The sequence below is a fragment of the Phenylobacterium sp. genome (assembly GCF_036402295.1).
Classification (GTDB): Bacteria; Pseudomonadota; Alphaproteobacteria; order Caulobacterales; family Caulobacteraceae; genus Phenylobacterium.
On record NZ_DASWTE010000013.1, the window covers coordinates 1 to 10,376 of the forward strand.

Sequence of the window (10,376 nt, forward strand, 5' to 3'; positions counted from 1 at the left end):
GTCCGCGGCAGGCGGGGCGGCGGCGTCGGCGGGCGGAGCGGCCGCGGCGTCGGCCGGCGGCGCAGCCGGAGCAGCAGCGTCAGCAGCCGGAGCGGCGGCGTCGGCGGCCGGAGCGGCGGCTTCTTCCTTCTTCTGGCAGGCAGCCAGGCTCAGAGCCAGGACACCGGCGGTAGCGATCGTCAGAATGCGAAGCTTCATGAGGTAGGCTCCCCGTGGGGGTGAATCCCCCTGACGGGGGCGACGTTACACAACTTCGTGCGTTCTCAAAATCGTGATCGTCACGGCATCCCCAAAAATCCTCCCGCGCTCCCGCGGAACACTTTAGGGAGGCCCGGGGTGCGTTTCGGAGGGTGTGAATGGGCAAGCCTGTGCGCAAGGCGGTGCTGCCGGTGGCGGGGCTGGGAACGCGGGTGCTGCCCGCCGGCAAGACCACGCCGAAGAACCTCCTGAACGTCGTCGACCGCCCGATCCTCAGCTACATCGTCGAGGAAGCGCGCGCCGCCGGCATCGAGCACATGGTCTTCATCGTCGGCCGCGGCCAGGCGGCGATCGAGGACTATTTCGACGCCATCCCCGAGATCGAGCAGGCGCTGGCCGCCAAGGGCAAGCTCGACATCCTGGAGGACCTGCGCCGCGACCTGCCCGAGCCCGGCCAGATGAGCTTCATCCGCCAGATGGCGCCCCTGGGCCTGGGCCACGCAGTCTGGTGCGCGCGCCACGTGATCGGCGACGAGCCCTTCGCTGTCCTGCTGCCCGACATGCTGATGCAGGCCGACCCGCCGGCCCTGGCGCAGGCCGTGGCCGCCTACGAGAAGACCGGCGGCAACGTCGTCGTCGTCGAGCCCGCCCCGGAAGGCGAGGCGCACAAGTACGGCATCGTGGCGCTGGACGGACATGAGGGCCGGCTCAACCGCATGACCGGCATGGTCGAGAAGCCGCCGCCAGGGACCGAACCCTCGAACCTCTTCATCTCCGGCCGCTACATCCTGCAGCCCGAGATCTTCGAGATCCTCGAGACCCAGGAGCGCGGCGCGGGCGGCGAGATCCAGCTCACCGACGGCATGGCCATCCTGATGAAGACCCAGGACTTCCATGCCCTGGAATACGACGGGACCACCTTCGACTGCGGCGACAAGATCGGCCTCCTGCGCGCCAACGTCGCCTTCGCCCTCGCCCGCCCCGACCTCGCCGACGCGGCCCGCAAGGCGATCGGAGAGCTGCTGTAGCGCTCCATGACGGGTGGTGAGGCGCGCGCCCCGCGCTAAGAAGCACCCGTGAGCACCCTCGTTCTCTTCGGCTACGGCTTCTCCGGCCAGGCGCTGGCCCGCCGGCTGGCGGCGAAGGGCTGGACGGTCGCGGCCACGCACCGCGATGAAGAGAGCGCCGCGCGCATCGCCGCCGACGGCCACACGCCCATCGACCTCGGCGACCGCGCCGGCGTCACCGACGCCCTCGGCCGCGCCCGGGCGCTGCTGGTGACCGCCCCGCCGGGCGCGCAGGGCTGTCCCGGCCTGAACAACCTCGTGGGCCCGCTGGCCGAGGCGAACGCCTTCCCCGACTGGATCGGCTATCTCTCCACCACCGGGGTGTACGGCGACCGTCACGGCGGTTGGGTCACCGAGGCCAGCCGGCTGGCCGCCCAGTCGGTCGAGGGCGCGCGCCGCGTCGGGGCCGAACGCGACTGGCTGGACGTGGGCCGCGGCATGGGGCTCACGGTCACCATCTTCCGCCTGCCCGGCATCTACGGCCCCGGACGCTCGGCCCTCGACCGCCTGCGCGCCGGGACCGCCCGGCGCGTCTCGGCCCCAGGGCAGGTGTTCTCCCGCATCCACGTCGACGACCTCGCCGCCGGCCTGGAAGCCTCCATCGCCCGGCCCCGCGCCGGCGGGACCTACAACCTCTGCGACGACGAGCCTGCCCCGAACTCGGACGTCATCGCCTACGCCGCGCGGCTGCTGGGGACGGAGCCGCCGCCCGAGATCGCGCTCGCCGACGCCAATCTCTCCTCGGCCGCCCTGCGCTTCTACGCGGAGAGCAAGCGCGTCTCGAACGCGCTGGCCAAGGCCGAGCTCGGCTGGCGACCGGCCTATCCGACGTATCGCGAGGGACTGGCGGCGATCCTCGCGGCGGAGCGCTAGAAGAACTCCTCCACCGCCCGGATCAGCCGCTCGATGTCGTGCGTCCGCGAGAGCCGGTGGTCGCCGTCCTTGATGAGCGTGAACACCACGTCCTCCCCCTTCAGCGCCTGGGCCAGCTCCAGCGCATGGCGCCACGGCACGTCGGGGTCGGCGCCGCCCTGCAGGATGCGCACGGGCATCTCGAGCGGGATCGGCTCGCCGCCCAGGATCGACCAGCGGGCGCCGTCCTCCAGCAGGTTGCGGGTGATGGGATAGGGGTCGCCATACTCCGAGGGGCGCATCCAGACCCCGTCGGCCTCCAGCGCGGCGCGGCCTTCGGGCGGGATCTCGGGGCCCATCAGCTTCTGGGTGAAGTCGGGGGCCGGGGCCACCAGCACCATGCCGCGGATCCGCTCCGGGATGACCATCGCCGCCAGGCACGCGATCCAGCCGCCCATCGACGAGCCCACCAGCACCAGGTCGCCCTGGGTCAACTCGGCCATCACCGCCATGGCGTCGCGCCGCCAGCGGCTGACCGTGCCGGCCGCGAAGTCGCCGGTGGAGGCGCCGTGCCCGAAATAGTCGAACCGCACGTAGCCGCGCCGTCGCCGCTCGGCCCACTCGGCCAGCGCCTGCGCCTTCGTGCCGGTCATGTCCGACTTGAAGCCGCCCAGCCAGACGACGGTCGGCCCGTCGCCGTCGACCTTCTTCCACGCCACACGCTCGCCATCCGGGCGTTCGAGGAGTCCGCTCGTTTCCATGTGTTCGTCTTACCGTCCCGCGCTGTTCTGCGCGCCTGCGAAACAGTCTAGACAAAGGCCCCGTGTCGCTACCCCCCGATTTCACATTGCTGCAGGTGGTCCCCGAGCTGGAGACCGGCGGCGCCGAGCAGAGCACCATCGACGTGGCGCAGGCCGTGGTGCGCGCCGGCGGCGTCGCGCTCGTGGCCACGCGGGGCGGGCGGATGGCGGCGCGGCTCGAGGCCGACGGGGGCCGCCTGGCCCAGATGCCGGTTCAGACCAAGAACCCGCTGACCATGCTGGGCAACGCGGCGCGGCTCGTCAGCCTGATCCGCCAGGAGAACGTCTCGATCGTCCACGCCCGCAGCCGGGCGCCGGCCTTCTCGGCTCTCTGGGCCGCCCACGTCACGGATACTCCGTTCATCGCGACCTACCACGGGGTCTACAAGGCCCAGTCGGGTCTGAAGCGCTGGTACAATGCGGTGATGACCCGCGGCGACCTGGTGATCGCCAACTCCGACTACACGCGCGAGCACGTGATCGCCGAGCACAAGGTGGATCCGGCCAGGCTGGTCACCATTCCGCGCGGCGTCGACCTCGCGCGCTTCGACCCCACCTTCACGCCGCCCGCGCGCGTGGACGCGCTCAGGGCCGCCTGGGGTATCGCCGACGGCGACCACCGCACCCGCATACTGCTGGCCGGCCGGCTCACGCGCATCAAGGGCCACCTCACCATCGTCAACGCAGCCCGCCGGCTGGCCGCGCACGGCCGGCGCGACTTCCTCATCCTCTTCGCCGGCGACGACCAGGGCCGCACCGGCTACGCGGCCGAGCTGCAGGCCGCCATCGACGCCTCGGGGCTCGCCGACAGCATCAAGATCGTCGGCCACTGCGACGACATGCCGGCCGCCTACCTGCTGGCCGACCTCGCCATCCTACCCACGACGGTGCCCGAGTCGTTCGGCCGCGCGGCGGTCGAGCCGCAGGCCATGGGCCGCCCCGTCATCGCCTCGAACCACGGCGGGGTGACCGAGACGATCCTCGACGGAGTCACCGGCTGGCTGGTCGCCGTCGACGATGCCGCCGCCTGGGCCGACGCCATCGCCGCGGCCATCGACCTCGGGCCCACCAAGCGGCAGGAAATGGGCGAGGTGGGCAAGAAGCGGGCCCGCCAGCTCTATTCCGCTGAGGCCATGTGCGCGCAGACGCTGGCCGCCTACGAACGGGTGCTGGAGGCCCGCGCCTGATGCCCCGTGTCGTCGAGCGTATCCTGGTCATCAAGCTGTCGGCGCTGGGCGACTTCGTCCTGGCGCTCGCGGCCATGAAGCGGATCCGCCAGGCCCATCCCAAGGCGCACATCACGCTCCTGACGACGCCGCCGTTCGAGGCGCTGGCGAAGATCTGCCCTTACTTCAACGCCGTCGACACCGGGGGGCGGCCCGAGAGCTTCCCCGAGTGGGTGGCGCTGCGGAAACGGATCAAGGACGCCGGCTACGCCCGGGTCTACGACCTGCAGACCTCGGCCCAGTCGAACCGCATCTTCCAGCTGTTGCGGCCAAGCCCGCCGCCGTGGTCGGGCGTCGCGTTCGGCTGCTCCATGCCGCACAGGAACCCCTTGCGGAACGGCATGCACACCCTGGAGCGCCAGGCCGACCAGCTGATGTACGCCGGCATATGGCCCGACGCGCCCACCGAGCCCGGATCGGCGCCGCCGCCCGACCTGTCCTGGATCGCCAAGGCCCGGCCGCCCGAGCGCCCAGTGCCCGGGGCCAACCGGCCGCGGCCCTACGTGATCTTCGTGCCCGGCGGCTCGGCGCACCGGATGGACAAGCGCTGGCCGGTGGAGAAGTACTCCGAGCTCGCCCGCATCCTCTACGGCCGCGGCTTCGACATCGTCGTGGTCGGCGGTCCGGCCGAGACCGACCTGGCCCACGCGATCCAGCGCGCGACGCCCCGGGCCCGCGACCTCACCGGCCGCACGGACTTCGCCAGCATCGCGATGCTGGGATCGCGGGCCGCCTTGGCCATCGGCAACGACACCGGCCCGCTGCACCTGGCCGCCGCCGGTGGCGCTCCTACCATCGTGCTCTTCTCGAAGGCCTCGGACCCGGCGCTTTCGGCGCCCCGCGGACGGGTGGCGATCCTGCGGGCCGACAACCTCGCCGACCTTCCTGTGGCGCAAGTAGCGCAGGCGGCCAACTCTTTGACCTCCTCCCCCGCTTCCGCGCCTTGATACGGCGGGGCCCGCACGTCATATACTGGCCCTAACGACCGGAGCGCTCTCGCGACCCGGCGTTTTTTGCGTTTCAACAGTCCGGAGCACTGCCTATTCGCCGCCCCATGCAAGCGCCGCCCGTAAAGGAAGGGCCGCGCATGAACGAAGACATCCGCGTTCCCCGTGTCCTGCTCATCGACCAGCACGGTGAGAAACAGGGCGTGATGCCCACGTCTGCCGCCATCGAAGCCGCTGAGGAAGCCGGCCTCGACCTGGTCGAGATCGTGCCGAACGCGGATCCGCCCGTCTGCAAGATCCTGGACTACGGCAAGTTCAAGTTCCAGGAACAGAAGAAGAAGAACGAGGCGCGTAAGCGGCAGAAGGTGGTGGAGATCAAAGAGATCAAGCTCCGCCCCAACATCGACATCCACGACTACGAAGTGAAGGCGCGGTCGATGCACCGCTTCTTCGAGGAAGGCGACAAGGTGAAGATCACCCTCCGCTTCCGCGGTCGCGAGCTCGCCCACCCGGAACTCGGGATGAAGCTCCTCCAGAAGGTGAAAGCCGACTTCGAGCCTATCGCCAAAGTCGAGTACGAGCCCCGGATGGAAGGCCGTCAGATGATCATGATCCTGGCCCCGCGGTAGCGAGACCCGGTGAAAGCCACAGCGTATCGAGTTCTGAGCGCGGTCGTCTTTGGGGCGGCCGCTTTCGTTTCGCCCGCCGCCGCACAGAACCCGGCCACCTGGGCCAACCCGGTCAAACCGTTCAAGATCGGCGAAGGCCTCTACTACGTCGGCGCCTACGACCTCACGTCCTACCTGTTCGTCTCGAAGGCGGGCCTGATCGTGCTGGATGGCGGCGACCAGGCCGTTGGCAAGCAGGTCGTGGCCAACATCCGCGCCCTGGGCTTCGACCCGGCGCAGGTGAAGATCCTGCTCAACTCCCACCAGCACTACGACCACGCCGCGGGCCTGGCCGAGATCCGCAAGGCCGCGCCCGCCGCGAAGCTCTACGCCAGCGCCGCCGACGGCCCGATCATCGCCGCCGGCGGCAAGGGCGACCCCTACCTGAAAGGCGCGCAGTACGAGTACGAACCCGTTCCGGTGGCGAAGACCCTGAAGGGCGGCGAGAAGGTCACCCTCGGCGAGTGGACCCTGACCGCACGGGTCACAGGCGGCCACACCGCCGGCTGCACCACCTGGACCTTCCCCGTGAAGGTCGCCGGAACGGTCCGCCAGGCGCTGGTCCACTGCTCGTCCAGCGTGCTGCCGGGCTACAAGCTGGGCCGCGTCGAGACCTACCCCGGCATCACCGCCGCCTACGAGAAGAGCTTCGCCACCTGGAAGGCCCTGCCCTGCGAAGTGTTCCTGGCCTCCCACGGCGCGTTCTTCGACATGAACAAGAAGCGCGAAGCCCTCGCCGGCGGCAAGCCGGACGCCTTCGTCGACCCGGCGGGCTGCAGGGCATTCTACGCCAAGGCCGAAGCAGCGTTCCGCACCGAGCTGAAGCGGCAGAACCCGTAGGGGTGTGGCCCCGCGCCAACGTCGCGCGGGCGATTGGCGTAACGTGGCGCCCCAAGCTTGCCCGTCCCGGCGCCGCGGCTTAACACCGTTCACATGTCCGATACGCCGCCGCGGGAGGCCGCGCCGCCTCCGTGGGCGGCGCTGTCACTCATCGGCATCATCTTCCTGAACATGCTGGGCTTCGGGATCATCGTCCCGTTGCTGCCCTTCTATGCCAAGTCGTTCGACGCCGAGCCCTGGCAGATCGCGCTGATCTTCTCGGCCTTCTCGATCGGCACGTTCTTCGGCGAGCCCTTCTGGGGCCGGCTTTCGGACAAGTACGGCCGCAAGCCGCTCCTGATCATGACCATCGCCGCGAACGGCCTCTGCTACCTGGCGCTGGCGTTCGCGCCCTCGGCCATGGCGGCCGTCGGCATCCGACTTCTGGGCGGCCTGTTCTCGGGCAACGGGTCGATCATCCAGGGCTACATCGCCGACGTCACGCCGCCCGAGAAGCGCACGCGCTCGATGAGCTACATGGGCGCGGCGTGGAACGTGGGCCTCATCGTGGGCCCGTTCATGGGCGGGGTGTTCGCGCGGCCCAGCGCCGGGCCGATCGGCTTCCAGTTGCCGCTGCTCATCTCGGCCAGCCTGTTCCTGCTGTCGGCCGTCTTCATCGCGCTCATCATCCGCGAGAGCCGCGAACGCGACCTCAGCGCCAGCCACCGCCCCAACCGCTGGGCCGCCACGGGCGAGGCCGCGCGCCATCCGGTGGTCGGGCCGCTCATGCTGCTGACCTTCCTGGTCGGCTTCGCCTTCACCGGCATCGAGTCGGTCTTCGGCCTCTGGACGCTGGCGCGCTACGGCTGGGGCCCGCAGGAGATCGGCTGGGCCTTCGCCGTGGTGGGCGTGGCCTCGGCCATCACCCAGATCTTCGTCACCGGCCCGCTTTCCGAGCGCTATGGCCAGGGCCGGATGCTTGCCGCGGGGATGGCGATCACCATGGTCTGCATGGCGCTGCAGCCGCTGTCCGCGAGCGGGCCCATGACCATCGCGCTCCTGACGCTCAGCGCCGTGGGCCAGTCGGTGGCGTGGCCCAACGTCAGCGCCCTGATCTCCGAGACCGCCGACCCGCACCGGCAGGGCCAGATCCTGGGCCTCAACAACGCCATGGGCGCGCTGGCCCGGGTGGTGGGGCCGATGTGCGCCAACCTGAGCTTCGCCGGCCCCAGCATCCACGCCCCCTTCGTCATAGGCGCCCTGGCCGTCGCGCCCACGATCTGGATCGCGCTGGCGGCCGGGCGGCGCGCGCAGGCCTTCAGGGTCGAGGAGACCCGCCGTGCCGCCGAGTGAGGAACGCCGGGCGCTGATCGTCCTCTTGGCCGTCATCTACCTGATGATCGCCGGCTTCGGGCTGGTGATCCCACTGCTGCCCTTCTTCGCGCTCGCCTTCGACGCGCCGGCCTGGCAGGTGACCTTGCTGTTCTCGGCCTTCTCGGTGGGCCAGTTCGTCGGCGAGCCGTTCTGGGGGAAGCTCTCGGACCGCATCGGCCGCAAGCCGGTGCTGATCGTCACCATCTCGATGGTGGGCCTGACCTACGTGGCCTTCGCTTTCGCGCCCAACATCTGGGTCGCGTTCGCCCTGCGGTTCGTGAACGGCGTCTTCGCCGGCAACATCTCGACGCTGCAGGGCGCGCTCGCCGACATCACCCCGCCCGACCGCCGCGCCGGCCGCATGGGCCTTATGGCCGCGGCGTTCAGCGCCGGCTTCTCCACCGGCCCGGCGATCGGGGGCCTGCTCGCCCAACCCAGCCGCGGCGCCCTGGGCTTCCAGCTGCCGCTGCTGGTCGCCGCCGGCTTCGCGCTGGCCTCGGCGCTGGCGGTGATCCTGTTCGTGCGCGAACACCGGCCGGAAGGCGCCTCCACCGTCAAGCGCGTGCAGACGGCGCGCATCCGCGAAGGCTTCGCCCATCCGATCATCAGCCGCGTGGTGATCATCAGTTGCATCGTGGTGATCGGCTTCGCCGGCATCGAGGCCACCTATGGCCTGTGGACCGAGCAACGCTTCGGCTGGGGTCCGCGCCAGATCGGGCTGGCCTTCATGGTGGTCGGGCTGATGGGCGCGTTCTTCCAGGGCTACCTCAACGGCCGCCTGGTCCAGCGCTACGGCGAGGCGATGACGCTCACCGGCGGCCTCACCTTCATCCTCCTGGGAGTCGCGACCCAGGGCCTTTCGCCCACCTGGCATGTAGCCATGCTGGGCTTCCTGTTCGTCTGCTTCGGCCAGTCGATCTGCTTCCCGAACGTCTCGGCCCTGATTTCGCGCGCGGCGCCGCCCGACAGGCAGGGCGAGATGCTGGGCCTCAACACCAGCGCCATGGCCCTGGCGCGGATCGGAGGTCCCGTGGTGGCGGGGCAGCTCTTCTCCGTGGTGTCGCCGGGCGCGCCCTTCGCCTTCTCCGCGCTGATGATCCTGCCGGCCCTGTGGTTCGCCTGGGCGGTGGTGCAGCGGGCGCCGAAGCTGGCGTAGCGCCTTGCATTTCCCCCGCCTTTCGCGTACTAGCCCGCCCCTTCGGAACCGCCTGGCCCCAAGGCATGCCATGGCGGTTCATCAACACGACCAGAGGACGGGCGCTTTACCGCTCCCGAGTGAAATGCCGAAACTGAAGACCAAGTCGGGCGTGAAAAAGCGCTTCAAGATGACGGCGTCTGGCAAGCTGAAGGCCGGCGTCGCCGGCAAGCGCCACCGCCTCATCAGCCACAACGGCAAGTACATCCGTCAGAACCGCGGGACCAAGGTGATGTCCGACCAGGACGCCAAGATCATCAAGTCCTGGCTCCCCTACGGCCTCTAAGCGGAAGGACACTGACAGATGGCACGCGTGAAACGGGGCGTTGTCGCCCACGCCAAGCACAAGAAGGTCCTCGAGCAAGCCAAGGGCTTCTACGGGCGCCGCAAGAACACCATCCGCACGGCCAAGGCCGCTGTGGACAAGGCCGGCCAGTACGCCTACCGCGACCGCAAGGTCCGGAAGCGAAACTTCCGCTCGCTGTGGATCCAGCGCATCAACGCCGCGGCCCGCCTGGAAGGCTTCACCTACTCGCAGTTTATTCACGGCCTTGAGAAGGCCGGGATCGAAATGGACCGCAAGGTCCTCGCCGACATCGCCGGCGCCGATCCAGCCGCTTTCAAGGCCGTCGCCGACAAGGTTCGCGCCGCGCTGGCTTGAGGCCTGGGTCTGTCTGGACCCTGAAGCTTGAAGAGCCCTCCGGCCGAACCGCCGGAGGGCTTTTTCGTGGCCCTCTTCACCCCGTGAAGCTAGGACACCTGACTCTCATGACTGATTTGTCCCAACTCGAGGCCGACCTCGCCGGCCGCATCACGACGGCCGCCGACCTGGCCGCCCTGGAAGCCATCCGCGTCGAGGCGCTCGGCAAGTCCGGCTCGATCTCGGAACTGCTCAAGACCCTGGGCAAGATGACACCCGACGAGCGCCGCGAGCAGGGCCCGAGGATCAACGGCGTCCGCGACGCCGTGGCAGCCGCCATCGCCGCCCGCAGGGCGCTGCTGGAGACCGCCGAGCTCGACGCCAAGCTGGCCGCCGAGCGGGTCGACCTCTCGCTGCCGCCGCCGCCCGAGCGCAAGGGCCGCGTCCACCCCACCATGCAGGTGCTGGACGAGATGATCGCCGTCTTCGCCGAGATGGGCTTCTCGCTCGCCGAGGGCCCGGACATCGAGGACGACTTCCACAACTTCACGGCGCTCAACTTCCCGCCCAAGCACCCGGCGCGGGAGATG

General features: G+C 69.9%; 12 protein-coding genes and 1 pseudogene. 11 read left to right on the forward strand and 2 right to left on the reverse strand.

Features of this window, described 5'->3' with window-relative positions:
- On the reverse strand, positions 1–198 hold a 198-nt coding region (locus VGD44_RS00930; protein WP_331082917.1), incomplete at its 3' end, for a hypothetical protein.
- 158 nt (positions 199–356) lie between these two features.
- On the opposite strand from VGD44_RS00930, the gene VGD44_RS00935 reads away from it, so the two are divergent.
- Both VGD44_RS00935 and VGD44_RS00940 read left to right on the forward strand, forming a co-directional pair.
- Positions 357–1,226, forward strand: a complete 870-nt coding sequence (locus VGD44_RS00935) for a UTP--glucose-1-phosphate uridylyltransferase (protein ID WP_331082919.1) — start codon at positions 357–359, stop codon at positions 1,224–1,226.
- 48 nt (positions 1,227–1,274) lie between these two features.
- Positions 1,275–2,138, forward strand: coding sequence for an SDR family oxidoreductase (locus tag VGD44_RS00940; RefSeq protein ID WP_331082921.1), 864 nt, complete (start codon positions 1,275–1,277; stop codon positions 2,136–2,138).
- Here VGD44_RS00940 and VGD44_RS00945 read toward each other — a convergent pair.
- Positions 2,135–2,878, reverse strand: a complete 744-nt coding sequence (locus VGD44_RS00945) for an alpha/beta hydrolase (protein WP_331082923.1) — start codon at positions 2,876–2,878, stop codon at positions 2,135–2,137. The genes VGD44_RS00940 and VGD44_RS00945 overlap by 4 nt on opposite strands.
- A gap of 62 nt (positions 2,879–2,940) precedes the next feature.
- Between VGD44_RS00945 and VGD44_RS00950 the strand changes: the two genes are divergently transcribed.
- The 9 genes and pseudogenes from VGD44_RS00950 to VGD44_RS00990 all read left to right on the forward strand — a co-directional run.
- Complete coding sequence (locus VGD44_RS00950) at positions 2,941–4,104, forward strand: glycosyltransferase family 4 protein (RefSeq protein WP_331082925.1); 1,164 nt, start codon at positions 2,941–2,943, stop codon at positions 4,102–4,104.
- Positions 4,104–5,090 (forward strand): glycosyltransferase family 9 protein, encoded by a 987-nt coding sequence (locus VGD44_RS00955; protein ID WP_331082927.1) that lies wholly within the window; start codon positions 4,104–4,106, stop codon positions 5,088–5,090. Before VGD44_RS00950 ends, VGD44_RS00955 begins: the two co-directional genes overlap by 1 nt.
- A 107-nt stretch (positions 5,091–5,197) precedes the next feature.
- On the forward strand, positions 5,198–5,719 hold the full coding sequence (infC, locus tag VGD44_RS00960) for a translation initiation factor IF-3 (RefSeq protein ID WP_331082929.1): 522 nt from the start codon (positions 5,198–5,200) through the stop codon (positions 5,717–5,719).
- A gap of 9 nt (positions 5,720–5,728) precedes the next feature.
- Positions 5,729–6,598 (forward strand): subclass B3 metallo-beta-lactamase, encoded by an 870-nt coding sequence (bla, locus tag VGD44_RS00965; RefSeq protein ID WP_331082931.1) that lies wholly within the window; start codon positions 5,729–5,731, stop codon positions 6,596–6,598.
- 93 nt (positions 6,599–6,691) lie between these two features.
- On the forward strand, positions 6,692–7,930 hold the full coding sequence (locus tag VGD44_RS00970; RefSeq protein ID WP_331082933.1) for an MFS transporter: 1,239 nt from the start codon (positions 6,692–6,694) through the stop codon (positions 7,928–7,930).
- Complete coding sequence (locus tag VGD44_RS00975) at positions 7,917–9,107, forward strand: MFS transporter (protein WP_331082935.1); 1,191 nt, start codon at positions 7,917–7,919, stop codon at positions 9,105–9,107. Before VGD44_RS00970 ends, VGD44_RS00975 begins: the two co-directional genes overlap by 14 nt.
- A 124-nt stretch (positions 9,108–9,231) precedes the next feature.
- Complete coding sequence (gene rpmI, locus VGD44_RS00980) at positions 9,232–9,432, forward strand: 50S ribosomal protein L35 (RefSeq protein WP_293483771.1); 201 nt, start codon at positions 9,232–9,234, stop codon at positions 9,430–9,432.
- 18 nt (positions 9,433–9,450) lie between these two features.
- Positions 9,451–9,807, forward strand: coding sequence for a 50S ribosomal protein L20 (gene rplT, locus VGD44_RS00985; protein WP_331082940.1), 357 nt, complete (start codon positions 9,451–9,453; stop codon positions 9,805–9,807).
- Between the two features lie 107 nt (positions 9,808–9,914).
- Positions 9,915–10,376: pseudogene (locus tag VGD44_RS00990) on the forward strand (phenylalanine--tRNA ligase subunit alpha); the annotation flags it as partial.